Origin of the sequence: Pseudomonas sp. Lz4W (genome assembly GCF_000346225.2) — a bacterium.
Lineage (GTDB): Bacteria > Pseudomonadota > Gammaproteobacteria > Pseudomonadales > Pseudomonadaceae > Aquipseudomonas > Aquipseudomonas paraversuta.
Genome location: NZ_CP017432.1, coordinates 1,179,922 through 1,205,545 on the forward strand (window position 1 = coordinate 1,179,922; position 25,624 = coordinate 1,205,545).

The window sequence follows — 25,624 nt, forward strand, 5'->3', positions numbered from 1 at the left end:
TGAGCCCCTTTCTACCTGCAGCAGCAAGCTCGCGCCTACAAGTAGGAGGCCATTGCCTTTTACCTTGCTCCAGAAACGACTAAGCCCGGCCGAAGCCGGGCTGGAGTGGCAACTTCAGGTGTTAGCTGAAGCGGGCGCCGTGGGTACGATCATAGCCATCGGCGGCGAAGGTGGCCGACTGGGTGCGGCTGTAACCGTCTTCGGCAAAGGTGGCAGAACCGGTGCGGTCATAACCGTCGGCAGCGACTGCGGCAGAACCTGTGCGGCTGTAGCCATCTTCAGCAAAGGTTGCTGATTGGGTGCGATCAAATCCGTCGCCTGCAAAAGCGTTGAAGGCCAGGACTGAGAGGGCGGCGGCGAGGATAAATTTGGTTTTCATGGTCGTGCTCCTTGTTGCGGACTCTTGTGAAGAGCGGGATGTTTCGTTGCTATGGGTTTAAGACTACGCCGATTAAATTGATTAAAAAGCGCAAAAATTAGCACTAAGTAATCAGTTTATTCGATGTATTGGCGCGCTCAATCATGTGATCTGCAGGCTGCTCAGCTTGTTGGCCGAGGGCGCTGCGAATCATCCATGAACTGATGTTTCGCTGAGATTGATAGTGGGCTATCAGCATTAACTGACTATTAATCTTGAAAAAAACTGCACCCGCGGACGGACTTTTCATTTTCGCGTTACCTATTTTTCACCGGGCGGGCAGCAGTCTTCTGCGGGCAAAAAAGCCGACAACTGCAACGGCTTTGCACCCTGCCACCTGGAGCCTTTACCCGATGAATAAACTTCCCCAAATCACCCTTGCGTTCTGGGTGATGAAAATCTGCGCCACGACCCTGGGAGAAACCGCCGGCGATTTGCTGTCCATGACCCTCAATGTGGGTTATGCCGTTAGCTCGATGATCCTTATCAGCGTGTTCGTTCTGACCTTGCTGACTCAGTTGTTCTCGAAAACCTACAACCCGGTGCTGTACTGGTTGGTGATTCTGTCCACCAGTACGGCCGGCACCACCATGTCGGACTTTATGGACCGCACACTGGGCCTGGGTTACGCCACGGGCTCATTGATTCTGGTATCGATACTGGTGGCGATTTTTGCGCTGTGGAAATGGAGCGGCGAGTCACTCAACGTCAGCAAGGTGCAGACCCCGCGCGGCGAGATGTTCTATTGGGTGGCGATTCTGTTTTCCAACACCCTGGGTACCGCCCTGGGCGATTACCTGGCGGATGATTCGGGGCTGGGTTTTGCGGGAGGTGCCTTGTTCATCGGGGCAACCATTGCGGTTGTGGTGCTGGCACGTTACTTGAGCAACATCTCGTCGGTGGTGTTGTTCTGGGTGGCGTTCGTGCTGACGCGACCCTTTGGCGCGACCCTGGGCGACTTCCTGACCAAGCCCCATGACAAGGGTGGACTGGATTTCGGCACTGTCGGCTCGTCGCTGGTACTGGCAGGGATACTGGTGGCGATGATCGCCGGCGCCGCCTATGTCAAAAACAAACAAACCCGGCCTGCGGTGGCCGGGTTGTCTTAAACGATGAACTTGCAGGAGCGAGCTTGTCTGGCGCTCTGTTAAAAGCTCGCTCCTGCAGAGCCCGGGACGTTTAGTCGGTCTCGATCCGCGAATGTTTGCGGGTGTCTTTCATCGTGATGTACACCAGCAGCGAACAGGCGATACACGCCGTCACGTACCAGTAATAGCCGGTTTCCATACCTGCACTTTTGAACCACAGGGCGATGTATTCAGCAGTGCCGCCGAAGATCGATACCGTCAGTGCGTAAGGCAGGCCTACACCCAGAGCGCGGATTTCGGTCGGGAACAGTTCGGCTTTCACCACGGCGTTGATCGAGGTGTAACCGCTGACAATGATCAGCGCCGCCATGATCAGGAAAAACGCACCCCACCAGGTGGTGATGGTATGCAGTGTGGTCAGGATCGGCACGGTGAACAGGGTACCCAGTACACCGAAGGCGATGAGGATCGGACGTCGTCCAACCTTGTCGGACAGCCCGCCCACCAGGGGCTGGATGCACATGAAGAGGAACAGCGTGGCGGCCGAAATGGTGGTGGAGTCGGAGATGCTCATCCCGACCGTGTTCACCAGGTATTTCTGCATATAAGTGGTGTAGGTATAGAACGCCAGTGTGCCGCCCATGGTCAGGCCGACTACGGTCATCAACTCTTTTGGATGACGCATCAGCGTGCGCATGGCGCTTTCTTTAGGCTCGGCTTTGACCTTCTTGAAGGACTCGGTCTCTTCCATTCCGCGACGCAGATACAGGGCAACCACTGCACACAGGGCACCGATCACGAACGGAATCCGCCAGCCCCAGCTATACAGCTGCTCTTCGGTCAGGGTCTGTTGCAGCACGATCAACACGCCCAGCGCGATGAGCTGGCCCGAGATCAGGGTGACGTACTGGAAACTGGAGAAGAAACCGCGACGTTCTTTAGTCGCCATTTCGCTGAGATAGGTCGCCGAGGTACCGTACTCGCCACCCACCGACAAGCCTTGCAGCAAGCGGGCGAAGACCAGCAGGACCGGCGCCCATACGCCGATGGTTTCGTAACCTGGGGACAGGGCAATCAGCAGCGAGCCGAAGCACATGAGCAGTACCGAAGCCATGAGCGCGGCTTTACGGCCTTTGCGGTCAGCGTACAGGCCCATCAGCCAGCCGCCGATCGGGCGCATCAAAAAGCCGACGGCGAAGATCGCGGCGGTATTGAGCAATTGGGCAGTGGTGTCGCCTTTCGGGAAAAAGGCTTTGGCGAAGTACAGCGAGAACGCGGCATAAACATACCAGTCGTACCATTCGACCATGTTGCCGACGGAACCGCTGAAAATGGATTTGATGCGGCTGGAGGTGGTTCTTTCTTTCGGGGTTGCAGCAGACCCGGCAGACAGGGAGCTTGAGTTATCCATTAAATGGATCCTTCTTTTATTTGTTTTTTTATAGCGCGTCAAAACGCGAGCTTGCAGGGCTATAGCAGGAGTTGTGCCAAGGCTTGAACCCCCGGTTTATAAGGGGGAACGATAGGAAATGAGCGGGTATCCGCCGGGCTGGATGTTTGGATGAGCGGAAATCCGCCTATATGGCGCGCAAACTGTTCGCGGCCGCTCTGAAGAGCTCGGGCCTACAGAGGTTGTGTGAATGCCTCACGTACCAGTCCATGACGCTGCATTTTTTCATTCAGGGTGCGGCGCGGCAGTTGCAGCTCCTTGAGCACGGCCTTGATATCGCCTTTATGCCGGCTAAGGGCGGCCCGCAGGCATTGCGCTTCAAAGGCTTCCTGTTGCGCCACGAGGGACTGGCCAGGATTGAGGTCTTCAAACTGGGGTTCGCTCAGGCCCAGGACGTCACGTTCTGCAACGTTGGCCAGTTCGCGTACGTTGCCGGGCCAGTCGTGGCTCAGCAGACGCGATAGCTGCGGCCCGCTGAGTGGCCGCGCGCTACGGCCCAGACGCTCGGCCGCGGTGTGGGAAAAGTACTGATACAACAACGGAATGTCTTCACGGCGTTCGCGCAGAGGTGCCAGGCGCAGTTCGGCCACCGTCAGGCGATAGGCCAGGTCTTCGCGAAAGCGTCCGGCGCGGGCTTCTTCGAGCAAGTCGGGTTTGGTTGCGGCGATCACCCGCAAATCTACCGCGATGCTCTGGTTCGAGCCCAGGCGCTCGAGTTTTTGCTCCTGCAGCACCCTCAGTAATTTGGCTTGCTGGGCCAGTGGCATGCTTTCGATTTCATCCAGAAACAAGGTGCCGCCATCGGCATATTCCAGTTTGCCTATGCGCTTGCCCTGGGCGCCGGTGAACGCGCCGCTTTCGTGACCGAACAATTCGGCTTCAAACAATTGTTCGGGGATCGCCGCGCAATTGAGCGCGACAAAAGGTTTGTCGGCCCGCGGGCCAAAGTCATGCAGGCTGCGGGCGACCAGTTCTTTGCCGCTGCCGGTTTCGCCGCGAATCAGCACATTGACCGGCAGCGGCGCCAGTTCCATCACCTGGCGGCGCAAGGTCTGCAAGCTGCGGGACATGCCGAGCAGGCGCCCGTCGATCTGCTGGCGCAGGTCTGCCTGTTCGTGCAAACGACGGTTCTCCAGTACCAGCCGGCGCTTTTCCAGCGCGCGCCGAAGGCTGCTCAGTAGCGCTTCGGGGCTAAAAGGCTTCTCCAGAAAGTCGTAAGCGCCATCGCGCATGGCTTCGACCGCCATCGGGACATCGCCATGGCCCGTCAGAAGAATGACCGGCAGATCCGGGTCCAGCTGCTGTAAGCGGTTCAGCAGGGCCAGGCCCCCCATCCCCGGCATGCGCACATCACTGACAATCACACCGGCGAAATGTGCGGGTAACTGGCTCAGGCAATCTTCAGCGCAACTGAACAACTGCACGTCAAAACCGCTGAGGCTCAGCCATTGCTCAACGGCATTGCGAATACTGGCCTCGTCATCGACCACGATAACCGAATTGAGCATGTTTCAAGATTCCTGTGCGATGGGCAACGTCAGCGTGAAGAGCGCGCCGTCAACCTGATTGCAGGCTGTCAGACGTCCACCGATTTCATGAACAATGGCGTAAGACACCGCCAGCCCCAAGCCTAAACCTTCACCCACGGGTTTGGTGGTGAAGAAAGGGTCGAACACTTTACCCAAGTGCTCCTCGGCGATTCCGCCACCGCTGTCGCTGACGCTCAATTTCCAGAGTTGCTGATCGGCTTCGATGCGGATTTGCAATTGCTTGCGCGGTTTGTCCGCCATGGCATCCAGCGCGTTGTGCAACAGGTTGATCAACACCTGTTCCAGGCGAATGGCATCGCCCCGTACCCATGCCGGGCGTACCAGTTCAACCTGCAGGTCTATCTCTTCTTCCTTCAGTCGTGGTTCGAGCAATTGCAGGGATTGATCCACAACGCTGGCCAGATCCAGTCGTTCGCGCAAGCCGCTCGGGCTTTGCCGGGCGTAGGTTTTGAGGTGGCCCGTGAGGGCCGCCATGCGCGTCAACATCTGCTCCAGTGGTACCAGGGCTTTATAGGCATCGTCGACCCGGCCGTGATCGAGCAACAGGCGCAAGGTTGCCAGTTGCATGCGCTGAGCCGTTAACGGTTGATTGATTTCATGGGCCAGCGCTGCCGACATTTGCCCCAGCGCCGCGAGCTTGGCCGATTGCACCAGGCCATCTTGAGCGGTACGCAGATCCCGGGTGCGGGCTTCTACCAGTTGCTCCAGTTCTTCACGATTACGCTGGCGCAAACGGCCCAGTCGCCAGCGCTGGAGGAGAAACAATCCTGAAAAGACCAGCGTCAGCCACAGGCCGATCGCCGCCAATGCGGCATTGCGGCTGTCTTCGGCTGCGACCACGGGGTGGCGTAACAGATGCAAGGTCCAGCCTTCAGCCGTTAGCGGTAAAGATTCCCACAAATAATCTGCCGCTCCAGTGGGGGCGTCGACCCGGGTCAGAAAGCTGTTTTCGGCAAAGCTGCGCAAAGTATGGGTTTTGAGCAAGGTCAGAGGTTGGTTGTGATACTGGCGTGTGAGGGTGATTTCGCTGCGGTCACTGTCACTCAACGGCCGTAAAAGGCGGTAACGCCAGCCTGGCTGGTTGGCGATAAATACGATGCCCCGCGCATCGCTGACCAGCAGTATGTCGTTGCCATGATTCCATTCCCGCTCCAGCTGCGGAAACTCCAGTTTAACCACCATTGCCCCCGAAAATTGCCCCTGGGCATCGAGTACCGCGCTGGACAAAAAATACCCCGGAATGCCGCTGGTCACGCCCACTGCATAAAAACGCCCGGAGCCCTGGCTGCGGGTCTGGCTGAAGTAAGGCCGAAAGCCATAGTTATGGCCTACATAGCTGTTGGAGGTGTTCCAGTTGCTGGCAGCCACCGCCAGCCCGGTTCTGTCCAGCAGCTCCAGGGTTGAGGACTGTGCCGCGCCATTGATGCGCTCAAGTTTTTGATTGAGTGACGCCTGGACCTCAGGGGTGATGTGAGCACTCAGGGCGGCGACCAGTTCAGAGTCCAGCGCCAGCACTGCGGGCAAAGCCCGATAACGCTCAATCAGGGTGTGCAGTGAGTTGGCATACAAACTCAGTTGCTCGGGACCACGGCGGGCACTTTCTTCCAGTGCATGCTGCTCGGCCTGGCGCACGGCCCAGCCGCCGGCAATCACTGCGCCGGCCAGAATCAACAGGCAATACAGCGTCAGTCGCAGGGCTCGGGAGGTTAGCGGCATGCGGGGAAGTCGCTTGCAGCGCTGATCGCTACCAGGCTCAGCAATTGCCCGTGGTACAGCGCAAATTGCGCGTCCAGCTCCTGGCCCTGCTGCCATTCAGGCGACAGGTCAGTGAGCAGGCGCAGGCGGACATGGCCTTCGCGGGACCAGCTCAGCACCTGCGCATGCTCAAAGTAAAAGCGTTTTTTCACCAGCGGGAAGAGGGCCTTGAACAGGCTTTCCTTGACGGAAAAGGTCAGCGTCACCAGCAGCGCAATGTCTTGGGCTGCACCGGCGGCCATGGCCCGCAGTTCATCGGGGGTGAGGATTTCCTTGGCCAGGCGTTCGGCCCGCTCGGTACTGAGCATGTTTTCGAGGTCCATGCCCAGCCCTTGCCACTGGCTTTTAAGGCCGACGATGGCCGCAGCGGTGCCATTGCTGTGGGTGATTGCCCCGCTGATGTGGGCGGGCCACACGGGGGCGCGATCTTCACCAATGGCCGGGATGGCCCGGGTGCCGTCCAGTTGCAGCATGGCGGCGCGAGCGCAGACCCGGCCGGCGAGAAATTCGGTTTGGCGTTTGGCCACAGAGCGTTGAATACTTGCAGGCATCTCAATGGCACTGCTCGCAAAATCGTCAGCCGTGAGCCGGGCAGGGGTGAAACCGGTGCTGAACCATACGCTGCCCGGCAACGCTTGGGGCAAGGGCCATTCGTCACGCAGCGGGGTGCAACAGGCAGGCAGTGCGGGGAGTCGATTCATGTCGGGCATTTTGCAGGCTGGCGGCCATGCTGTGCAATTGTTCAGAGTATGTTCAGGGCACACGACATACTGTGTGTGGCTAAGCTATATAGGACGCACGTCCTTCAAGACGCGGTTTTTGCCTGGGAGAGCGCAATGAAATTGCTGGTGGTTGAAGATGAGGCGTTATTGCGCCATCACTTGCAAACCCGTCTGACCGAAAATGGCCATGTGGTCGAGTCGGTGGCCAATGCCGAAGAGGCTTTGTACCAGACCGGGCAGTTCAATCATGATTTGGCGATGATTGATCTGGGATTGCCGGGTTTGGGCGGTCTCGAGCTGATTCGCGAACTGCGCAAGCGCGGCAAGACTTTCCCGATCCTGATCCTCACGGCTCGTGGCAACTGGCAGGACAAGGTCGAAGGGCTGGCAGCAGGGGCCGACGATTATGTGGTCAAGCCGTTCCAGTTCGAAGAACTGGAAGCACGTCTGAATGCATTGCTGCGTCGTTCCAGTGGTTTCACCCATTCAACCATTGTCGCTGGCGAACTGGTGCTGGACATCAATCGCAAGCAGGCAGTACTTGAGGGCGAACCCCTGGCGTTGACCGCCTATGAATACCGGATACTTGAATACCTGATGCGCCATCACCAGCAGGTGGTGGCCAAGGACCGACTGATGGAACAGCTGTACCCGGATGACGAGGAACGTGATCCGAATGTGATCGAGGTGCTGGTCGGGCGCCTGCGACGCAAGCTTGAGGGGGCAAACGGCTTTAAGCCAATCGATACGGTACGCGGTTTGGGGTACCTGTTTACTGAGCGCTGTCGTTGATCCGTTCGCTTCGCGTTCGATTGATGCTGGCGGCCACACTGTTGGCCGTGCTCTTTATGCTTGCGCTGTTACCGGCGATGCAGGGGGCGTTCAGCCTGGCGCTCAAGGATGCGATCGAGCAACGCTTGGCATCCGATGTGAGTACGCTGATCTCGGCGGCCAGGGTTGAAAGAAATCATTTGAAAATGCCGGCATTGCTGCCGGACGAAGAGCTGAATCTGCCTGACAGCCGGATGCTCGGCTATATCTATGACCGCGAGGGGCGTCAGGTCTGGCGCTCGCGGGCGACTCAAGAAGAATCCATCAACTACAAACCTCGCTACGACGGGCGCGGTAACGAGTTTGCGAGTATTCGTGAAGACAATGGCGAAGAGTTCTTTGTCTACGATGTCGAGGTCAAACTGCTGGGCGGCAAAAGTGCAGCGTTCAGCTTTGTCGCCCTGCAACCAATGCGAGAGTACAACCTGACCCTCGAGGGGCTGCGTGAAAACCTCTATCTGGGGTTCGGTGCGGCCCTGGGTGTACTGCTGGCTTTGCTGTGGATCGGTTTGACTTGGGGGTTACGTGCCTTGCGACGTTTGAGCCAGGAGCTGGACCAGATTGAATCCGGTGAGCGCGAAAGCCTCAGCGAACAGCATCCTCGTGAGTTGCTGCGTTTGACCGGCTCATTGAACCGTCTGCTGCAAAGTGAGCGCGAGCAACGTACGCGTTATCGTGATTCCCTCGACGATCTGGCCCACAGCTTGAAAACCCCGTTAGCGGTGCTGCAAGGCGTCAGTGAAAGCATGGCCCAGCGTCCGCAAGATCGTGAACAGGCCTGGGTGCTGCAAAGTCAGATTGAACGCATGAATCAGCAAATCAGCTATCAGTTGCAGCGCGCCAGCTTGCGCAAGAGCGGTCTGGTACGCCACCAGGTGGAGCTGATTCCGGTGGTTGAAAGCCTGTGTAACACGCTGGACAAGGTCTACCGCGACAAACGGGTCAAGGTCAGTTGTGACATCCCGCCATTGAGTCATGTGCCCATTGAACAAAATGCGTTGCTGGAGTTACTGGGCAACCTGCTGGAAAACGCCTATCGACTGTGTCTTGGACAAGTGCGCATCAGCTTGCATCGCAATGCTTATGGGGTTGAAGTCTGCGTGGAAGACGATGGTCCCGGCGTACCGGCTGATCAGCGCGCTCGGATCTTGCGCCGCGGCGAACGTCTGGATCGCCAGCACCCGGGGCAGGGTATCGGGCTGGCAGTGGTCAAGGACATCATTGAAAGTTATGACGCCAAACTCACCCTGGATGACTCATCCCTGGGCGGGGCGGCATTTCGAATTCATTTCCCGGCATTGTAATCCCCAGCAGGGGCGGTCTGTTTAAGGCGGATATCCGCCATCTGCGCCGCCTCTCCCCTTCGAAAAGGCGGAAACCCGCCAACTATTGTCCGACAAGATCCCTGCGCTATTTCCCTCCAGGCGAGTCGCCTGCGCTATTGCGAGGCTTTTGTTCAATGTGGCCCGCGCCTTGCAAAGTGTGTTGTGAGAGGTCTGCCGCTAGAGCAGCTCAACACAACAAATCCCTCCAAGTACAGGAGGGTTCGCGCTTTGGGTATCACCGGTCTCAGATGGAATGACGACTGAGTGATGCACTTGAGGAACTTTGCAATGACGACTCGTCAGCCACTGTACAAATCCCTGTATTTGCAAGTGATCGTAGCGATTGCTATCGGTATTTTGCTGGGCCATTACTACCCGGAAACCGGGGTTGCACTCAAACCCCTGGGTGATGGCTTTATCAAACTGATCAAGATGGTAATCGCGCCCATTATTTTCTGTACGGTGGTGAGCGGTATCGCCGGCATGCAAAGCATGAAGTCGGTCGGCAAGACCGGTGGTTATGCGTTGCTCTACTTTGAAGTAGTGTCGACCATCGCCCTGCTGATCGGGCTGGTTGTGGTGAACGTGGTTCAACCGGGCGCGGGCATGCACATTGATGTGGCCACCCTGGACGCCTCCAAAGTAGCGGCCTACGTGACTGCCGGTGCGGACCAGAGCATCGTTGGTTTCATCCTTAACGTGATCCCTTCGACCATCGTCGGCGCGTTTGCCAATGGCGACATCCTGCAAGTGCTGATGTTCTCGGTGATCTTCGGTTTCGCCCTGCATCGACTGGGTGCTTACGGCAAGCCGGTGCTGGACTTTATCGATCGCTTCGCCCACGTGATGTTCAACATCATCAACATGATCATGAAGCTGGCGCCACTGGGTGCGCTGGGTGCCATGGCGTTCACCATCGGTGCCTACGGTGTGGGTTCGCTGGTGCAGCTGGGTCAGTTGATGATCTGCTTCTACATCACTTGCGTGTTGTTCGTACTGGTCGTACTGGGCGGCATCGCTCGCGCTCACGGCTTCAGCATCCTCAAGCTGATTCGCTACATCCGTGAAGAGCTGCTGATCGTTCTGGGCACCTCCTCGTCGGAATCGGCCCTGCCACGCATGCTGGTGAAGATGGAGCGTCTGGGGGCGAAGAAGTCGGTAGTGGGGCTGGTCATTCCGACCGGCTACTCGTTCAACCTCGATGGCACTTCGATCTACCTGACCATGGCTGCCGTGTTCATTGCGCAAGCGACTGACACCCACATGGACATCACTCACCAGATCACTCTGTTGCTGGTGCTGCTGTTGTCGTCCAAAGGCGCTGCAGGCGTGACCGGCAGTGGCTTTATCGTACTGGCCGCGACCTTGTCGGCTGTAGGCCACTTGCCGGTTGCCGGTCTGGCGCTGATTCTGGGTATCGACCGTTTCATGTCCGAAGCCCGTGCCCTGACCAACCTGATTGGTAACGCTGTCGCCACGCTGGTGGTTGCCAAGTGGGTCAAGGAACTGGACGAAGACAAGCTGCAGGTGGAGCTCAGCTCCGGTGGCAGCCCGTTGAATGACATGCGTCCTGTGGACGACCTGGGCGTAGCTGAAGGCGCGGCCCCGGTACTGTCGAAGTAAGCTCAGGCGGATAAAAAACCCATCTTCGGATGGGTTTTTTTATGCCTGTTCATTCGACGCGGGTTTCACCACTGAACACCAGCGTGTTGCGGCAGCGCCGGCACAGGTAGCCACGACCTTGCTTGACCAGGCCGTGGCGCTGGGCGGAAAACGCAAAATCGCTGTCCGGGCAAGGACAGCGGTAGATATAGCGCATGGCGCTGCGGCGTTTGATGGCGTAGGTGTGGCAGCGGTTGGGCGGCAGTTCATAGACCCCGCGCATGATCAACTGCCACTCTTCGCCATGGGGCGTGATGCGGTCGCCAAACAATTGGTGGGCAATCAGGTGAGCGACCTCGTGAGCGACTGTTTGCTTGATGAAGTCTTCACTGTTTTCGCGGTACAGCTGTGGATTGAAACGCAGCAGGTTTTCGTGCAAATGCGCGACACCGGCCTTTTGCCCACGTAGCTTGAGGCTGACCACGGGGCGTTTGAAAGGGCGTTTGAAAAATTTTTCGGCCTGTTGAAAACAGTCTTCGACGCGGGTATTGAGCAACTCGGGCATGCGGTTCGGTTCTCCAGAGCTGGCGATTATGCCGCAAGCGGCAGGAGTTCCGAAGCTGATCACGCCCAATGGTCATACAACCATTCTGTACCTGCAGGAGCGAGCGTGCTCGCGAGGTTTTTCAACCCCAACCCTCGCGCCTGCAGGGTTTGCGCTCAGTTGGTATAGACCGGACCTACCCCCAGGCCCCAGATGATCACGGTAAACGCCATGATCGCGACGAGCACCACCAGGCCGACTGCCAGCACTGAACTGGAAAACAAAAACCCTTCGTCCGGGTCGATGTTCATAAAGGTCGGCAGGCCGACATAAAGCAGGTACACGGTGTAACAAATGGCCGCGGTGCCGACCATCATGCCCAGCCACATATGCGGATACAGAGCGGCCAGTCCCCCGATAAACAGGGGCGTAGCAGTGTAAGTGGCGAAGGCGATGCAACGGGCCATGCTTGGTTGCGCATCATAAGTACGCGCCATCCAGTGAATAAAGGCTCCCATCACGCCTACGCCCGCCAGCATCGCGATATAGGACATCAGGGTCATCCACAAGGCGCTGTCGGTGGTCAGCATCACTGCTGCCCGGCTGCCGATGGACCAGCCGACCTGTGTGGTGCCGATAAACGCCGAAATGGCCGGTATGGCAGCCAAAATCAGGGTGTGGGTGAAGTACATGTGGCCGATGCTTTCCTCTGCATCGCCACGGATTTCGCGCCACTCTTGATCGGGATGGGTGAAAAGCCCCACTACGTGATGGATCATGGCTATCGCTCCTGTAAAAAACGCATCGCCCCCAGAGGGACACGTGCCGGTCGCGCAGCCAGATGGTGGGTTCAGATACATGGGCATGCGGCCTTAGTCGCAGTATAGGAAAACTGATGCCCAATGAACCCGGGCCCTTAGAGCATATTGCGCTGTCAGGCGCCGGCTTATCGCGTTGCTGTCTTTAACCTTTGCAGGGGCTTCGTACAGCGGGTTTTTTTAAGTAAAATCCCCGGTTTTTGGTCTTAACTCGCGGATTTGAAGCGCTATGGGCACTCTTTCGGTCTCTCAAAATAAACTCCAGAAACGCTTGCGCCGACTGACCGGTGAGGCTGTGGCCGACTTCAACATGATTGAGCACGGCGACAAGGTGATGGTCTGCCTGTCGGGTGGTAAAGACAGCTACACGCTGCTGGATGTGCTGCTGCACCTGCAAAAGGTCGCGCCCATCCAGTTCGAAATCGTCGCCGTGAACATGGACCAGAAACAGCCGGGCTTTCCCGAGGACGTGTTGCCGGCCTATCTGAAGTCATTGGGTGTGGAATATCACATCGTTGAAAAAGACACCTACTCGCTGGTCAAGGAACTGATTCCTGAAGGCAAAACCACCTGCTCGCTGTGCTCGCGCTTGCGGCGCGGCACGCTGTACACCTTTGCCGATGAGATAGGTGCGACCAAGATGGCCCTGGGGCATCATCGCGATGACATCGTTGAAACCTTCTTCCTCAACATGTTCTTCAATGGCAACCTCAAGGCGATGCCGCCCAAGCTGCGCTCCGATGACGGTCGCAACGTGGTCATCCGGCCGTTGGCCTACTGCAACGAGAAAGACATCCAGGCCTACTCCGATTGGCAGCAGTTCCCGATTATTCCGTGCAATTTGTGCGGCTCCCAGGAGAACCTGCAGCGTCAGGTGGTTAAAGACATGCTGGTGGAATGGGAGCGCAAGACGCCGGGCCGCACCGAGAGTATCTTTCGCAGCCTGCAAAACGTGATGCCGTCGCAACTGGCGGACCGTAACCTGTACGACTTCAAGAGCCTGAAGATTGACCAAAACGCCGCACCGCGGTTCGTCAATCTGCTCAATCTGTAAGTCTGATAGCCAAGAGGAGAGGGCATGCGCGACTACAAATGGCTGCATGAATATTGTTTGAATCGCTTTGGTTCGTCAGCCGCCCTGGAAGCCGAGTTGCCCGTCCCCAAAACTGCTGAGCAGTTGCGCCGGATCAGTGACGATCGCTACCTGTCGACCCTGGCCTTGCGGGTGTTTCGCGCGGGGCTCAAGCACAGTGTGGTGGATGCCAAGTGGCCGGTATTTGAGCAGGTTTTTTTCGGTTTCGACCCTGAAAAAGTGGTGCTGATGGGGGCCGAGCATCTGGAGCGTCTGATGCAGGATGCGCGGATCATCCGTCACCTGGGCAAGCTCAAAAGCGTGCCGCGCAACGCGCAGATGGTGCTCGACATTGCCAGGGAACACGGCAGTTTCGGCGCCTTTATTGCCGACTGGCCGGTGACCGATATTGTTGGGCTGTGGAAATACCTGGCCAAGCACGGTCACCAGTTGGGCGGGCTGTCGGCGCCGCGCTTTTTACGCATGGTCGGCAAGGACACTTTTGTGCCGAGCTATGACGTGGTGGCGGCGCTGAATGCGCAGCAACTGGTGGACAAGGCACCGACCAGCTTGCGCGACCTGGCGATAGTGCAGAACGCTTTCAATCAATGGCATGCCGAAAGCGGCCGGCCCATGTGTCAGTTGTCACAGATGCTGGCGTTCACGGTTAATCACTGACATTAGGGCGTTTTTATCGCTGGCAAGCCAGCTCCCACAGAGTATGCATATAACTTATGGGAGCTGGCTTGCCAGCGATGGATTCAAGCGCCTTCACCCGCCAGCCGGCGGTCCAGTTGATAGCGCCAGCGCACATGCTGCATGGCGCTGCCAAACGCTGCCACGCTGGCAAGCCAGCTCCCACAGAGCGTGCATTTAACTTGTGGGAGCTGGCTTGCCAGCGATGGGTTCAAGCGCCTTCACCCGCCAGCCGGCGGTCCAGTTGATAGCGCCAGCGCACATACAGCATGGCACTGCAAAACACTGCCACGCTGGCTGCGATTTCCAGCAAACCGAACACCTGCCGGTTCGGGTCGAATGCGGCCAGTGCACCTTTGATCAAGTACAGGTTGACCACATAGCAGGTGAACGAGTGCCCGCGTGCGCTGCCCATCAGCATGCCCGGCACCAGAAACATCAGCGGCACCAGTTCGATCAGCAAGATCACCCAGGGGCGCGCGCCATGCAGGTTGGCGAACCCCAGGTAATAGACGCAGAGCAGGCCGACCAGCCCGAAGAAGCTCACCAGGCTCAGTACCCGCATCAGCTTTACCCGGGGTGCCAGCCACTCGATGGAGGGCAACACTTTTGGCTTTTTAGCCACGGGTGTTCTCCAGTTTCAGGGCGGTGGTCGCCAGGCGCTGCCCCAGTGCCCGGCACAGGGCTACTTCGTGCTCGTCCAGCTTGCGCTTGCCATCCGCTCCGGCATGGTGGCTGGGACCGTAGGGAGTGCCGCCGCCCGTGGTATTGAGCAGCGATGTCTCACTGTAAGGCAGGCCGGTGATCAGCATGCCGTGATGCAGCAAGGGCATCATCATCGACAGCAGGGTGGTTTCCTGGCCGCCGTGCAGGCTGGCGGTGGAGGTGAACACGCCGGCAGGCTTGCCGACCAGGGCACCGGTCAGCCACAGGTTGCTGGTGCCATCCAGAAAGTACTTGAGCGGGGCGGCCATGTTGCCGAAACGGGTCGGGCTGCCGAGCGCCAGACCGGCGCAGTTTTTCAGGTCGTCAAGGCTGGCATACAGCGCGCCCTCGGCCGGAATGTCCGCAGCCACGGCTTCGCATTCGCTGGAGACGGCCGGCACGGTGCGCAAGCGCGCTTCAAGGCCGCCCTGCTCGATGCCCCTGGCGATTTGCCGGGCCATTTCATTGGTCGAGCCATTGCGGCTGTAATACAGCACCAGAATGTAGGGTGTGCTCACGGCAGGATCTCCAGGACTTTTTCAGGCGGACGGCCAATGACCGCTTTATCACCTGCCACCAGAATCGGACGTTCGATCAATTTGGGGTGTGCGGCCATCGCGGCGATCAAATCCTCGTCACTGAGGCCGGCATCGCCCAGGTTGAGGGTTTTGTATTCCTCTTCGCCGGTGCGCAGCAACTGGCGCGGGCTGATGTCGAGTTTGCCCAGCAGGCTGTGCAATTGCGCAGCGTCCAGAGGGGTATCGAGGTAGCGCACCACGGTCGGGGTGAGGCCGCGGGCTTCAAGGATTTCCAGCGCACCGCGGGATTTCGAGCAGCGCGGATTGTGATAAAGCGTCAGATCGGTCATGTGCGGGTCGCATCTTGCGTAAGGTGGCGGCTATTCTACCCGTCTGGCGAGCGTGTCTGAACCGCATGCGGTGATTGGCCGCCGTACAAAGACTTTTTGACTGTATTTACCCACAAGGATCAACACATGTTTAAGCGGCTTTTGGCGGTAGTTACCGTCGCCACCACGTTACTGCTGAGCGGTTGCGGTATTGATTACGGGGTCGATCAACATGGACAGAAGGTCGCATCCGAGCGTCTGGACAAGCAATGGAAGGTCATTAATTACTGGGCCGAGTGGTGTGGCCCGTGCCGCATTGAAATCCCGGAACTCAATGAGCTGGAGAAGCAGTTGCAGGGGCAGTCGGTGGGCGTGTTCGGGGTGAACTACGATGGCTTGCAGGGCAAGGAACTGAGCGATGCCAGTTCTGCGATGGGCATCACCTTCACCGTGCTGGCGCAAGATCCGGCCGAGCATTTTGATCTGCCGCGCAGCGAAGCATTGCCGGTGACCTACATCATTGATGAGAAGGGCAAGGTCATGGCGCAGATGATGGGCGAGCAGACCGCCGCCGGGGTATTGGCCAAGATCAAGGAACTACGCGGTAATTAAGCCCGCTGCCCTGTAGAAGCGAGCGTGCTCGTGATCTTTTAATCTTCAAAGATCACGAACCGGCCCGCTGCTGCAGTGGCGCGGCAATCAGCCTTCTTCAGGCCACAGCCGCAACGGCTTGCCTTCGGCAGGCCAGAAACGCACCTGTTCGATCGGGGAGATGTCCCAGCGCTGTACGGTTTGCAGGGCTTCGAAGAATCGTTGCTCCTGCTCCATCAACGCCGGAGCACAGGCTTTGCGAGTGCTGCCGACGCCACCAAAGGTCAGTTTGTCGCCGTCCAGAGTGTAGGGCGCAAACCAATGATTACAACCACCGTTGCCATAGGCCCGGCCGCCTTCATCGAAGGTCACGGTCAGATGGCTGTAATCCATCAGTGGCCGCTCGCCAATCCATTCCACGACGTAGGCACGGTTGTGCTGCAATTGCACCGGATCGCCTGCGCAGCCTGCCAGGCTTGCGCCCAGCAATGCCAACAGGGTCAGGTGTTTCATAGCGCGGCCTTTTGGCATTGCGGGCACTGGTGCTTGCTGCCTTCAGTGCTCCAGCCCAGCTCGGCAATGCGCAGGCTGGCGGCAGGTTTCTGCGCTTTGGTACCGAGCTTGGCGTCTACCGCGAACTCGAACTTCAGTTCTTTGCCACAGGCATCGCAATTGACTTGCCATTGATGAATCGCCAACTCACCGAAAACCGGTCCTTTGGTGACGGCAACCCACTGGCCGCGCGGGTTGATCAGGTGGCGCACTTTGTCGACGGTCAGGCGCATGGACAAGTCCTTGCTGCCTTTGAGCGTCACGATCAGTACGTCACCGGTCTGGATCGAGCCACCGTTGCCGGTGACTTGATACAGGCCTGGCGCCAGGGCGCGGCATTCAATCAGGGTGTGCTGCGGGTTAAGCAGGCTGTAGCGAAAATCGTGTTCGACCATGGGTCCTCCAAATAGGCCGCTATGCTAGCACGCAGCCGAGGTCTGGCCTTTCAACCTTCGATCAGGTTTTGTGGCGTGCCGTTGCTCCAGGCCGCAATGTTGTCCAGTGTGGTGCCGGCAATCGCGCTGAGTGCCTCGCGGGTGAGAAAGGCCTGGTGCGCAGTAATGATCACGTTGGGGAAGGTCAGCAGCCGCGCCAGCACGTCATCCTGCAACGGTAAATCGGAGCGGTCCTCAAAGAACAGCTGGGCTTCCTCCTCGTACACATCCAGTCCCAGGTAGCCCAACTGACCACTTTTCAGCGCCTCGATCAGTGCCGGTGTGTTGACCAGTGCACCGCGCCCGGTATTGATCAGCATGGCGCCATGTTTGAGGGTCGCCAGCGACTGGCTGTTGATCAGGTGCTTGTTATCCGCAGTCAGCGGGCAGTGCAGGCTGATGATATGCGAGCCTGCCAGCAGCTCGGGCAAGCTTACATACTGCGCACCCAGTGCCAGCAGTTGTGCATTTGGATACGGGTCAAAGCACAGCAGCTTGCAGCCGAAGCCGGCCATGATTTTGCCGAAGGTCGCGCCGATCTGGCCGGTTCCGACCACGCCGACGGTCTTGCCGACCAGGTCAAAGCCGGTCAGCCCGTGCAGAGTGAAGTCGCCTTCGCGGGTTCGGTTGTAGGCGCGGTGCAGGCGGCGGTTAAGCGCCAGGATCAGGGCCACGGCATGTTCTGCCACAGCATGGGGCGAGTAGGCGGGAACCCGCACAACGCTCAAACCCAGGCGCTTGGCGGCGGCAAGATCGACATGGTTGTAGCCGGCCGAGCGCAGGGCGATCAGGCGGGTTCCTCCAGCGGCCAGTTGCTCCAGTACCGGGGCACTCAAATCGTCGTTGATAAACGGGCAGACCACCTCGTAATCATGGGCAATGGCCGCAGTATCGAGGCTCAGGCGCGCCGGTTGAAAGTGCAGTTCAAGACCCTCGGGTTGCGCGGCGGCAGTAAAACTGTCGCGGTCGTAGGTCTGGCTGCTGAACAGGATCGTGCGCATGAGATCTTCCTTGGGGTGTGTGGGGTGGTGACGGTCTTGCCTGGTTACGCGGTACTGCGTGCCTCTTTGGCCAGGCGGATAATGGCCTCGTCCAGTTCGTTGAGGGCGGCGTAGGCGTGCGGGCTTTCTTGCTTGAGCAGGGTTTCGCTGCGCTGGCAGGCGGCACGCAATTGCGGTACCCCGCAGTAACGTGTTGCACCGTGCAGACGGTGTACGCGTTCGATCAGTGCATTGTTGTCCTGGTCCTTGCGCGCCAACAGGATCGCTTCACGATCTGCCTCCAGCGAGGCCAGAAGCATGGCCAGCATGTCGATAGCCAGATCGGCTTTGCCAGCGGCCAGTCGCAGGCCTTCTTCGTGATCAAGAATCGGTAGTTTGGCGTTGGGGCGGGCAGGCTCGTAGCCGCTGTCCTGGACTTGATTGCGCAACGCCAGCCCGGTCCACTTCAGCACCACTTGCGCCAACTGCCGTTCGCTGATGGGTTTGGTCAGGTAGTCGTCCATGCCGCTCTGCAGCAGGGCGCGTTTTTCGTTGGCCATGGCGTGGGCCGTCAGCGCGACAATGGGCAGCGGCGCATTGTGCTGCCCGGTTTCCCACTGGCGCACCACTTCGGTGGTTTCCCGCCCGTCCATGCCGGGCATCTGGACGTCCATCAGCACCAGGTCGAAGGCTTCATTCTTGACCGCTTCAATGGCTGCATAGCCGCTGTCCACGGCCGTTACCTTGGACCCCATGTCTTCCAGAAGGGTTTGCACCAGCAACAGGTTGGCCGGGTTGTCATCGACGCACAAAATCCGCGGTGCACGGCTGGCCAGCAGTTCGCCGGGCTCGGTGCGGGCCTGTCGCGGGTTGATCAGGTCGGCCAGGGTGCGCCGCAGTTTCCGGGTGCAGGCAGGTTTGGATTGCAACTGGCTGTGGGGATTGGGCACCGCCGTATTGAACAGGACCTGCTCGGTGGTCGGGCACAGCACCAGGACTTTGCAGCCCATATGTTCGAGGTCCCAAATATGCTGGTTGAGGCGCTCGGGCGGCATGTCTTTGGCCGTGACCCCAAGGACCGCCAGATCAATGGCCTGAGGCGTCTGATGGGCACCGGTCACGCAATTGGTGAGCTTCTCCAGGGTGGTAAACGGCGTGACTTCAAGTCCGCAGTCTTCCAGTTGATGCTGCAATGCCTGGCGTGCCAGATCGTGTTTCTCCAGCAAGGCTACGCGCCGGCCCGGCAGCGGGGCGGCGGGCAAATCTTCAGCATCGTCGCGGGCTTTGGGCAGCTTGACGCTGATCCAGAACACCGAGCCTTCGCCGGGGGTGCTCTCAACGCCAATTTCGCCGCCCATCTGTTCCACCAGACGCTTGGAAATGACCAGTCCCAGGCCAGTACCGCCGGGTTGGCGTGACAGGGAATTGTCGGCCTGGCTAAAGGCCTGGAACAGTGCCCGTACATCCTGGCTGGTCAGGCCGATACCTGTGTCTTGCACGCTGATGCGCAACTGCACGCAGCCGTCGGCATTATTGTCATCTTCATCTTCGAGCATGGCCCGCACCGCAATCGTGCCCTCGCGGGTGAACTTGATGGCGTTGTTGACCAGGTTGGTGAGGATTTGCTTGAGCCGTAACGGATCGCCAATCAGCGACAGGGGGGTGTCGCGGTAGACCAGACTGACCAGCTCCAGGCTTTTTTCGTGGGCTGACGGGGCAAGGATGGTCAAGGTGTCCTGCAACAGGTCGCGCAGGTTGAACGGGGTACTGTCCAGTACCAGCTTGCCGGCTTCGATTTTCGAGAAGTCCAGAATCTCGTTGATGATGCCCAGCAGGCTGTCGGCAGATTTCTCTATGGTGCTCAGGTAATCGTACTGGCGGGGTGTCAGCTCGCTTTTTTGCAGCAAGTGGGTGAAGCCCAGGATGCCATTGAGCGGGGTGCGGATTTCGTGGCTCATGTTGGCCAGAAATTCGGACTTGATGCGGCTGGCCTCAAGCGCTTCCTTGCGGGCCAGATCGAGCTCCAGGTTCTGGATCTCGATGGTTTCGAGGTTTTGACGCACGTCCTCGGTGGCTTGGTCGACGCTGTGTTGCAGTTCTTCCTGGGCATTTTGCAGGGTTTCGGCCATGCGGTTGATGCCGGAGGCCAGTTCGTCCAGCTCGTGGCTGCCCAGGGGTGGCAAGCGGGTTTGCAACTTGCCGTCCTTGAGCTGGGACACGGCATGTTTGATCCGGTCCAGGGGAGCATTGATCGTGCGACTCAAACGCAATGCCAGCAGCGTGGTAAACACCAGTCCGCTGACAATCAGCATCAAGCTGGCAAACAGGCTGCGGTAGCCGCGCAGCAGCATGTTGTTATGGGACAGTTCAAGCTCGACCCAGCCCAGCAGGCGATGGGCTTCGTTAGGTATTACATCGCCCGCCAGGTTGCGATGACGACCAAATACGGGCAACAGATAGCGTGTGGCATCGTTGTCGGAGCGCTGCTGTAGTTGGGTGCCGTAACCCAGTGGCGGCTGGTTGATCATGGTCGGGCCGGCATGCACCAGGGGTTCGTGGTTGGCATCAAGGAATGCCACGGACCTTACATCTTGTTGTTCCAGGGCTTCGTTGGCGATGCGGGTCAGCAGGGCAATGTCATTGCGGCCCATTGCGGGGGCAGCCAGGGGGGCGAGCTGTTCGGCGATCATTTCGCCGCGTTGCAACAGTTGCGCTTGCAGCTCTGACTGCTGCAACCACGTGAAGTAGCCACCCAGTACCATCGCCATCAGCGTGACGGGCAATAACGTGAGCAACAACACACGACCTTTGATACCCAGGTTCTTAAGCACGCAACTCTCCAGCCCTACATTCTTATAAGTGTTTCCTGAGCGTCCGGCGCAGGCCAGGTGCCAGTGTAGCCATTTGAAGCATGGCAAATCCGTGAAAATTTGTCGTCAAGGCCTGGATCAGGCTTTGTAGACCCTGTGCCGGTTGCTCGTGGTGGCCCAATATTGAATAATCGATGATTGAGAATTACTTGCAGACGCTAATGAATCCCGTAGCTGTTAGCCCGTCCCGCCTGTTGGCGATTGAAGACGACCCTGTACTGGGCGCCTACCTGCATGAGCAGTTGCTGCGCTGCGGGTTTGAGGTCGTTTGGTGTCAAAACGGTCAGGAGGGGCTGGCACGTGCCCGGCAAGAACCGTTTGACGTGGTGCTGATGGATATCCTGCTGCCGGGCATGAATGGCCTGCAGGTGCTCACGCAATTGCGCCAGACCCATGCACTGCCAGTGATTCTGATGTCTGCCCTGGGGGCCGAGGCGGATCGTATCAGCGGCTTTCAGCTGGGAGCCGATGACTACTTGCCCAAACCGTTCAGCATGGCCGAATTGCGGGTGCGGATTCAGGCCATCCTGCGCCGGGTCGCGCTGGACCGCATGCCGCGCCAGGCACCGGTGGCGGATGGGGCCCCGGGCGAGTGCGAGCTGTTTGTCGATGAAGAAACTGCCGATGTGCGCTATGGCCAGCAATGGGCCGGCCTGACCCGCAGTGAATACCGTTTGCTCGACACGCTGCAGCGCAATCCTGATGAAGTACTGAGCAAGGCATTCCTCTATCAACAGGTGCTGCAGCGTGGCTATGCGGCCCACGACCGCAGCCTGGACATGCATATCAGCCAGATCCGGCGAAAACTCAAAACCATCGGCTACCACACACGGGAAGTGCGTACCGTGTGGGGCAAGGGGTACGTCTTGAGTGCCAGCGATGCGCTGTAAGGTGCCCGGCAAGCATTCGGTGTTCTGGAAACTGGCGTGTTTGCTGGTGGCTTTTTGTTTGTTGATGATCTGGCTCAGTTGGTCATGGGGCCGCTACATGGACAAGCGCACCGGCTATTTAACCGAGCTGGCACAGAGCACCCTGGTGCGCTATGCGGGGGAGGCCGAACGCGCCTGGGAGACCGGCCAGCAAGCGGGTGTCGACCAGTGGTTGCAGAAGATGGGGCGCAAGGAACCGGGCTGGATCGGTGTGGTGGGGCAGGACCTGCAAGTACTCAGCAGTTATCCGTTGAGCGAGACCGAAAGTCAGCGAATGACCTTTCTGCGCGGTCTGGACTGGCCCATCAGCCACGTCAGAACGGCCCGGCCGTGGATCAAGGTGCCGTTCCCCAAGGATAGTTCTGCGGGGTACCTGATTATTGAACTGCCCCAGCGCTTTATGCCGGGCCATTCGCAACTGATCTGGCGCATTCTCACCAACGGTGTGATTCCGGGCCTGTTCACGTTGCTGCTGTGTGTGGGGCTGTACCGCTTACTGATCGTGCCGCTGAACCATTTGCGCGAGCAGGCCAGCGCCTGGCGGGCCGATCAGCTGGGTACAAGGCTGTCGAGCCAGACCACCAGCCGTCAGGACGAGCTGGGGGACCTGGGGCGGGCATTCGATCAAATGTCCGAGCGCCTGCAAAGTACCGTCAACCAGCAGCAACAACTGCTGCGCGACTTGTCCCATGAGCTGCGAACGCCTTTGAGTCGGCTGCGGGTGGCCTGTGACAGCGAGCAGGACCTTGAGGCCCTGCGCGAACGTCTGGGCCGTGAAGTTGATGGCATGCAGCGGCTGGTCGAAGACACCCTGCAACTGGCCTGGCTGGATGCCGAACGCGGGCCGTTGCCGGTGGAAGACATTCAGATCCAGGCGCTGTGGGAGATGCTCACTGAAAACGCCGGCTTTGAAAGTGGCTGGCCGCAATCGCGGTTGCCCTGCTTTGTTGAAGCTGATTGTTGGGTGCGAGGGCATTTGAACAGCCTGGCCCAGGCCCTGGAGAACATCCTGCGTAATGCCATTCGTCACTCTCCGGCCGAAGGTACTGTCAGTCTGAACGGGCAGCGCGAGGGCGAGATGTGGCATTTGTGGCTCGATGATCAGGGCGGCGGGGTGGCGCCTGAAGAGCTGGAACGGATCTTCGCCCCCTTTACCCGGCTCGATGGTTCACGTCCGGGTGATGGTGGCTTTGGTCTGGGCCTGAGCATTGCGCGCAATGCGCTGCGGCTGCAGGGCGGCAGTTTGTGGGCGGAAAATGTCGGGCCGGGCTTGCGGGTGCATATCCGGTTACCGGCCAGTTCCGGGCAGCCCTGATTACTTGTGGGGGCTTGCCGGCGCTGGGGTTTTTTCACCCCGGTTGTTCACCTCACAGGCAAGCCGTCTGCCACCGGGTTTGCAGTGTTTGCCCGGGAGGCTTATAGCCTTTCGCCATAAGCACCGTACTTTGCGTGATATGGGCTGTGGGCGTTTGTCGGTATGATGTGCGGCCCCGCGGTCTGGATTGCGAATACGCCATGATATTGCAGTACCCAACTATCGCCGATTGCGTCGGCAACACCCCGCTGGTGCGCTTGCAGCGCCTGGCGGGAGACACCACCAATACCTTGTTGCTCAAGCTCGAAGGGAATAACCCTGCGGGTTCGGTCAAGGATCGCCCGGCTCTGTCGATGATCAGCCGCGCCGAAAACCGCGGCCAGATCCAGGCCGGCGATACCTTGATTGAAGCCACCTCGGGCAATACCGGGATTGCGCTGGCGATGGCTGCCGCGATCAAGGGCTACAAGATGATCCTGATCATGCCCGACAATTCCAGTGCCGAGCGCAAGGCCGCCATGACCGCCTATGGCGCCGAGCTGATTCTGGTCAGCCAGGAAGAGGGCATGGAAGGGGCCCGCGACCTGGCCGACAAGATGCAGGCCGAAGGCCGTGGCAAGGTGCTCGATCAGTTCGCCAACGGTGATAACCCCGAGGCGCATTACACCAGCACCGGCCCGGAAATCTGGCGCCAGACCCAGGGTACGATCACCCACTTCATCAGTTCGATGGGTACCACCGGCACCATCATGGGCGTTTCGCGCTATCTCAAAGAGCAAAACCCGAACGTGCAGATCGTCGGTTTGCAGCCGATGGAGGGCGCCGCCATTCCGGGCATCCGTCGTTGGCCACATGAGTATCTGCCCAAGATTTATCAGGCCGACCGGGTTGACCGGATCGTCGACATGGCCCAGCGCGAAGCCGAAGACGTGACGCGTCGCCTGGCCCGGGAAGAAGGCATTTTCTGCGGTGTGTCTTCAGGCGGGGCAGTGGCAGCGATGCTGCGCTTGTCCCAGGAGGTCGAAAATGCGGTGATGGTCGCGATCATTTGCGACCGGGGCGATCGTTATCTGTCGACCGGCATTTACGATGAGCCGAACTGATGGCTAAGCAAGAAAGAGGGCTGCGCTTCCAGCCAGCTGGCGGTACCAAGGCTGCGCAAGTGCCTGTGGGCAAAAAACAGCGTTTGAACATCGAGCGTCTGGCCAACGATGGCCGTGGCATAGCCTTTGTAGAAGGGCGTACCTGGTTTGTCTCGGGCGCCCTGGCCGCAGAGGAAGTAGAAGCACGGGTTCTGGGGGCGCACGGTAAAGTCGTCGAAGCGCGCACCGAGCGCGTGTTCAAGGCCAGCGACGTACGACGCGTGGCCCCTTGTGCCCATGCAGGTAAATGCGGTGGTTGCAGCCTGCAACATTTGCCCCATGAAGAGCAGCTTGCACTTAAACAGCGCATGCTCGCCGAGCAACTGTCCCGCGTGGCCGGTGTCGAACCTCAGGAGTGGGCGCCGCCGCTGACCGGCCCCGAGTTTGGCTATCGCCGCCGGGCACGCATTGCCGTGCGCTGGGATGCGCGGGCCAAGCACCTGGAGGTCGGTTTCCGCGCTGCCGGCAGTCAGGACATCGTGGCCATCGATCACTGTTTGGTGTTGGTACAGGCATTGCAACCTATCATGGCCGGGTTGCCTGCCATGTTGCGTCAACTGAGCAATCCCAAGTCTTTGGGGCATGTCGAACTGTTCAGCGGTTCGGCGATTGCCGTGTTGCTGCGTCATATGGCACCGCTTAACGATGCCGACATGCAGGTTTTACAAGCATTTTGCCGTACCCATGACGCCCAGCTGTGGCTGCATGGCGACGCCGGGCCACAGCCGGTCGATGTGAACCAGAACCTGGGCTACCGTTTGCAGACGTGGAATCTGGAGTTGGCCTATCGCCCGGGCGATTTTGTTCAGGTCAACGCCGGCGTCAACGAAGCGATGGTGTCTCAAGCATTAGCGTGGCTTGCTCCGCAAGCTGATGAACGGGTTCTTGACTTGTTCTGTGGGCTGGGTAACTTCGCATTACCGCTGGCGAGCCAGGTGCGCGAGGTGGTGGCTGTCGAAGGTGTTGCGACCATGGTCGAACGCGCCGCGCAAAACGCGGTCAGTAACAAGCTGAATAATGCAGCGTTTTTCCAGGCGGACTTGTCGCAGCCGCTGGACGACGCAGCCTGGGCCAAAGAGGGCTTTGCCGCCGTACTGCTCGACCCGCCGCGTGACGGGGCTTATGAAGTGGTGCGCAAACTGGCGGGGCTGGGTGCCAAACGTTTGGTGTATGTGTCGTGCAACCCGGCAACGCTGGCGCGCGACACCCTTGAGTTGATGAAGCAGGGTTATCGGTTAAAACGTGCCGCAATCCTCGATATGTTCCCGCAAACAGCGCATGTCGAGGCGATGGCGTTATTTGAAGCAGACTAGGACGTCTGTCTATTTCAACTGGCCCGCAACCCCGTGCTGCTGAGCCCTGCAGCGCGTGGTTGGTATTAGGGGCGG

25 protein-coding genes are annotated in these 25,624 nt (G+C 59.0%); 11 read left to right on the forward strand and 14 right to left on the reverse strand.

The features are described from left to right. Positions 1 to 121: 121 nt before the first annotated feature. Positions 122 to 379, reverse strand: a complete 258-nt coding sequence (locus B195_RS05655) for a hypothetical protein (protein ID WP_003442858.1) — start codon at positions 377 to 379, stop codon at positions 122 to 124. Positions 380 to 771: 392 nt separating this feature from the next. On the opposite strand from B195_RS05655, the gene B195_RS05665 reads away from it, so the two are divergent. Further along, positions 772 to 1,527 carry a hypothetical protein gene (locus B195_RS05665; RefSeq protein WP_003442855.1) on the forward strand — a complete coding sequence of 252 codons (756 nt, stop codon included), beginning with the start codon at positions 772 to 774 and terminating at the stop codon, positions 1,525 to 1,527. A 70-nt stretch (positions 1,528 to 1,597) separates the two neighbouring features. On the opposite strand, the gene B195_RS05670 is transcribed toward B195_RS05665, so the two are convergent. The 4 genes from B195_RS05670 to B195_RS05685 all read right to left on the reverse strand — a co-directional run bounded on the left by B195_RS05670 (position 1,598) and on the right by B195_RS05685 (position 6,962). Next, the gene (locus B195_RS05670; RefSeq protein ID WP_003442854.1) at positions 1,598 to 2,917 is read right to left on the reverse strand and encodes an MFS transporter; all 1,320 of its coding nucleotides are present in this window, start codon (positions 2,915 to 2,917) and stop codon (positions 1,598 to 1,600) included. A gap of 212 nt (positions 2,918 to 3,129) precedes the next feature. After that, positions 3,130 to 4,464, reverse strand: coding sequence for a sigma-54 dependent transcriptional regulator (locus B195_RS05675; RefSeq protein WP_003442853.1), 1,335 nt, complete (start codon positions 4,462 to 4,464; stop codon positions 3,130 to 3,132). Between the two features lie 3 nt (positions 4,465 to 4,467). Further along, positions 4,468 to 6,222 (reverse strand): ATP-binding protein, encoded by a 1,755-nt coding sequence (locus B195_RS05680; RefSeq protein ID WP_003442852.1) that lies wholly within the window; start codon positions 6,220 to 6,222, stop codon positions 4,468 to 4,470. Continuing rightward, entirely contained in the window at positions 6,213 to 6,962 is a 750-nt protein-coding gene (locus B195_RS05685; protein ID WP_003442849.1) for a 4'-phosphopantetheinyl transferase, read from the reverse strand. Before B195_RS05685 ends, B195_RS05680 begins: the two co-directional genes overlap by 10 nt. A gap of 135 nt (positions 6,963 to 7,097) precedes the next feature. Here B195_RS05685 and B195_RS05690 point away from each other — a divergent pair, with 135 nt between their 5' ends. The 3 genes from B195_RS05690 (at position 7,098) to B195_RS05700 (ending at position 10,762) form a co-directional block, all read left to right on the forward strand. Then, positions 7,098 to 7,775 carry a response regulator gene (locus B195_RS05690; protein ID WP_003442848.1) on the forward strand — a complete coding sequence of 226 codons (678 nt, stop codon included), beginning with the start codon at positions 7,098 to 7,100 and terminating at the stop codon, positions 7,773 to 7,775. Continuing rightward, positions 7,772 to 9,118 (forward strand): ATP-binding protein, encoded by a 1,347-nt coding sequence (locus B195_RS05695; protein WP_003442847.1) that lies wholly within the window; start codon positions 7,772 to 7,774, stop codon positions 9,116 to 9,118. Before B195_RS05690 ends, B195_RS05695 begins: the two co-directional genes overlap by 4 nt. 309 nt (positions 9,119 to 9,427) lie before the next feature. Next, a complete protein-coding gene (locus B195_RS05700; protein ID WP_003442846.1) occupies positions 9,428 to 10,762 on the forward strand; it encodes a dicarboxylate/amino acid:cation symporter in 1,335 nt (444 codons plus the stop codon). Between the two features lie 49 nt (positions 10,763 to 10,811). On the opposite strand, the gene B195_RS05705 is transcribed toward B195_RS05700, so the two are convergent. Further along, entirely contained in the window at positions 10,812 to 11,306 is a 495-nt protein-coding gene (locus B195_RS05705; protein WP_003442845.1) for a SprT family zinc-dependent metalloprotease, read from the reverse strand. 155 nt (positions 11,307 to 11,461) lie between these two features. Then, complete coding sequence (locus B195_RS05710; protein WP_003442844.1) at positions 11,462 to 12,064, reverse strand: Yip1 family protein; 603 nt, start codon at positions 12,062 to 12,064, stop codon at positions 11,462 to 11,464. 268 nt (positions 12,065 to 12,332) lie between these two features. On the opposite strand from B195_RS05710, the gene ttcA reads away from it, so the two are divergent. After that, positions 12,333 to 13,157: a tRNA 2-thiocytidine(32) synthetase TtcA gene (ttcA, locus tag B195_RS05715; protein ID WP_003442843.1), complete on the forward strand. Its 825-nt coding sequence runs from the start codon at positions 12,333 to 12,335 to the stop codon at positions 13,155 to 13,157. Between the two features lie 24 nt (positions 13,158 to 13,181). Beyond that, positions 13,182 to 13,853 (forward strand): DNA-3-methyladenine glycosylase I, encoded by a 672-nt coding sequence (locus tag B195_RS05720; RefSeq protein ID WP_003442842.1) that lies wholly within the window; start codon positions 13,182 to 13,184, stop codon positions 13,851 to 13,853. A 229-nt stretch (positions 13,854 to 14,082) separates the two neighbouring features. Here B195_RS05720 and B195_RS05730 read toward each other — a convergent pair whose 3' ends face one another. From B195_RS05730 to arsC, 3 genes are read right to left on the reverse strand one after another with little or no spacing between them, the layout of a single operon-like run. Further along, positions 14,083 to 14,496, reverse strand: coding sequence for a DUF2069 domain-containing protein (locus tag B195_RS05730; RefSeq protein ID WP_003442841.1), 414 nt, complete (start codon positions 14,494 to 14,496; stop codon positions 14,083 to 14,085). Next, complete coding sequence (wrbA, locus tag B195_RS05735; protein WP_003442838.1) at positions 14,489 to 15,094, reverse strand: NAD(P)H:quinone oxidoreductase; 606 nt, start codon at positions 15,092 to 15,094, stop codon at positions 14,489 to 14,491. Before wrbA ends, B195_RS05730 begins: the two co-directional genes overlap by 8 nt. Beyond that, positions 15,091 to 15,444, reverse strand: a complete 354-nt coding sequence (gene arsC / locus B195_RS05740; protein ID WP_003442835.1) for an arsenate reductase (glutaredoxin) — start codon at positions 15,442 to 15,444, stop codon at positions 15,091 to 15,093. Before arsC ends, wrbA begins: the two co-directional genes overlap by 4 nt. Positions 15,445 to 15,570: 126 nt before the next feature. On the opposite strand from arsC, the gene B195_RS05745 reads away from it, so the two are divergent. Beyond that, positions 15,571 to 16,035, forward strand: coding sequence for a TlpA disulfide reductase family protein (locus B195_RS05745; RefSeq protein ID WP_003442832.1), 465 nt, complete (start codon positions 15,571 to 15,573; stop codon positions 16,033 to 16,035). Between the two features lie 87 nt (positions 16,036 to 16,122). Here the strand turns inward: B195_RS05745 and B195_RS05750 are convergent, their stop codons facing one another. Genes B195_RS05750 through B195_RS05765 form a run of 4 tightly spaced genes read right to left on the reverse strand, consistent with a single transcriptional unit; the run spans position 16,123 to position 20,811 of the window. Further along, the gene (locus B195_RS05750) at positions 16,123 to 16,527 is read right to left on the reverse strand and encodes an META domain-containing protein (RefSeq protein WP_003442829.1); all 405 of its coding nucleotides are present in this window, start codon (positions 16,525 to 16,527) and stop codon (positions 16,123 to 16,125) included. Continuing rightward, complete coding sequence (locus B195_RS05755) at positions 16,524 to 16,961, reverse strand: hypothetical protein (protein ID WP_003442826.1); 438 nt, start codon at positions 16,959 to 16,961, stop codon at positions 16,524 to 16,526. The genes B195_RS05750 and B195_RS05755 overlap by 4 nt, the downstream gene beginning before the upstream one ends. 50 nt (positions 16,962 to 17,011) lie before the next feature. Then, the gene (locus tag B195_RS05760) at positions 17,012 to 18,001 is read right to left on the reverse strand and encodes a 2-hydroxyacid dehydrogenase (protein ID WP_003442823.1); all 990 of its coding nucleotides are present in this window, start codon (positions 17,999 to 18,001) and stop codon (positions 17,012 to 17,014) included. A 44-nt stretch (positions 18,002 to 18,045) separates the two neighbouring features. Beyond that, on the reverse strand, positions 18,046 to 20,811 hold the full coding sequence (locus B195_RS05765; protein WP_003442820.1) for a response regulator: 2,766 nt from the start codon (positions 20,809 to 20,811) through the stop codon (positions 18,046 to 18,048). 200 nt (positions 20,812 to 21,011) lie between these two features. Between B195_RS05765 and B195_RS05770 the strand changes: the two genes are divergently transcribed. The 4 genes from B195_RS05770 to rlmD all read left to right on the forward strand — a co-directional run bounded on the left by B195_RS05770 (position 21,012) and on the right by rlmD (position 25,549). Beyond that, positions 21,012 to 21,740, forward strand: a complete 729-nt coding sequence (locus tag B195_RS05770; RefSeq protein WP_010655749.1) for a response regulator transcription factor — start codon at positions 21,012 to 21,014, stop codon at positions 21,738 to 21,740. Beyond that, positions 21,730 to 23,094, forward strand: a complete 1,365-nt coding sequence (locus tag B195_RS05775; protein ID WP_003442814.1) for a cell wall metabolism sensor histidine kinase WalK — start codon at positions 21,730 to 21,732, stop codon at positions 23,092 to 23,094. Before B195_RS05770 ends, B195_RS05775 begins: the two co-directional genes overlap by 11 nt. Before the next feature lie 200 nt (positions 23,095 to 23,294). Further along, on the forward strand, positions 23,295 to 24,197 hold the full coding sequence (cysM, locus tag B195_RS05780; RefSeq protein ID WP_029612294.1) for a cysteine synthase CysM: 903 nt from the start codon (positions 23,295 to 23,297) through the stop codon (positions 24,195 to 24,197). Beyond that, the gene (gene rlmD, locus B195_RS05785) at positions 24,197 to 25,549 is read left to right on the forward strand and encodes a 23S rRNA (uracil(1939)-C(5))-methyltransferase RlmD (RefSeq protein WP_003442808.1); all 1,353 of its coding nucleotides are present in this window, start codon (positions 24,197 to 24,199) and stop codon (positions 25,547 to 25,549) included. The genes cysM and rlmD overlap by 1 nt, the downstream gene beginning before the upstream one ends. Positions 25,550 to 25,624: the final 75 nt, after the last annotated feature.

Bases quoted from the DNA above. Each gene is read 5' to 3' on its own strand.
- B195_RS05705 (WP_003442845.1), bottom strand. From the start codon at position 11,306: ATGCCCGAGTTGCTCAATACCCGCGTCGAAGACTGTTTTCAACAGGCC.
- B195_RS05755 (WP_003442826.1), bottom strand. From the start codon at position 16,961: ATGGTCGAACACGATTTTCGCTACAGCCTGCTTAACCCGCAGCACACC.
- B195_RS05675 (WP_003442853.1), bottom strand. From the start codon at position 4,464: ATGCTCAATTCGGTTATCGTGGTCGATGACGAGGCCAGTATTCGCAAT.
- B195_RS05655 (WP_003442858.1), bottom strand. From the start codon at position 379: ATGAAAACCAAATTTATCCTCGCCGCCGCCCTCTCAGTCCTGGCCTTC.
- B195_RS05745 (WP_003442832.1), top strand. From the start codon at position 15,571: ATGTTTAAGCGGCTTTTGGCGGTAGTTACCGTCGCCACCACGTTACTG.
- B195_RS05760 (WP_003442823.1), bottom strand. From the start codon at position 18,001: ATGCGCACGATCCTGTTCAGCAGCCAGACCTACGACCGCGACAGTTTT.
- B195_RS05690 (WP_003442848.1), top strand. From the start codon at position 7,098: ATGAAATTGCTGGTGGTTGAAGATGAGGCGTTATTGCGCCATCACTTG.
- cysM (WP_029612294.1), top strand. From the start codon at position 23,295: ATGATATTGCAGTACCCAACTATCGCCGATTGCGTCGGCAACACCCCG.
- rlmD (WP_003442808.1), top strand. From the start codon at position 24,197: ATGGCTAAGCAAGAAAGAGGGCTGCGCTTCCAGCCAGCTGGCGGTACC.
- B195_RS05720 (WP_003442842.1), top strand. From the start codon at position 13,182: ATGCGCGACTACAAATGGCTGCATGAATATTGTTTGAATCGCTTTGGT.
- B195_RS05775 (WP_003442814.1), top strand. From the start codon at position 21,730: ATGCGCTGTAAGGTGCCCGGCAAGCATTCGGTGTTCTGGAAACTGGCG.
- B195_RS05770 (WP_010655749.1), top strand. From the start codon at position 21,012: ATGAATCCCGTAGCTGTTAGCCCGTCCCGCCTGTTGGCGATTGAAGAC.
- arsC (WP_003442835.1), bottom strand. From the start codon at position 15,444: ATGACCGATCTGACGCTTTATCACAATCCGCGCTGCTCGAAATCCCGC.
- ttcA (WP_003442843.1), top strand. From the start codon at position 12,333: ATGGGCACTCTTTCGGTCTCTCAAAATAAACTCCAGAAACGCTTGCGC.
- B195_RS05750 (WP_003442829.1), bottom strand. From the start codon at position 16,527: ATGAAACACCTGACCCTGTTGGCATTGCTGGGCGCAAGCCTGGCAGGC.
- B195_RS05700 (WP_003442846.1), top strand. From the start codon at position 9,428: ATGACGACTCGTCAGCCACTGTACAAATCCCTGTATTTGCAAGTGATC.
- B195_RS05665 (WP_003442855.1), top strand. From the start codon at position 772: ATGAATAAACTTCCCCAAATCACCCTTGCGTTCTGGGTGATGAAAATC.
- B195_RS05680 (WP_003442852.1), bottom strand. From the start codon at position 6,222: ATGCCGCTAACCTCCCGAGCCCTGCGACTGACGCTGTATTGCCTGTTG.
- B195_RS05685 (WP_003442849.1), bottom strand. From the start codon at position 6,962: ATGAATCGACTCCCCGCACTGCCTGCCTGTTGCACCCCGCTGCGTGAC.
- B195_RS05710 (WP_003442844.1), bottom strand. From the start codon at position 12,064: ATGATCCATCACGTAGTGGGGCTTTTCACCCATCCCGATCAAGAGTGG.
- B195_RS05670 (WP_003442854.1), bottom strand. From the start codon at position 2,917: ATGGATAACTCAAGCTCCCTGTCTGCCGGGTCTGCTGCAACCCCGAAA.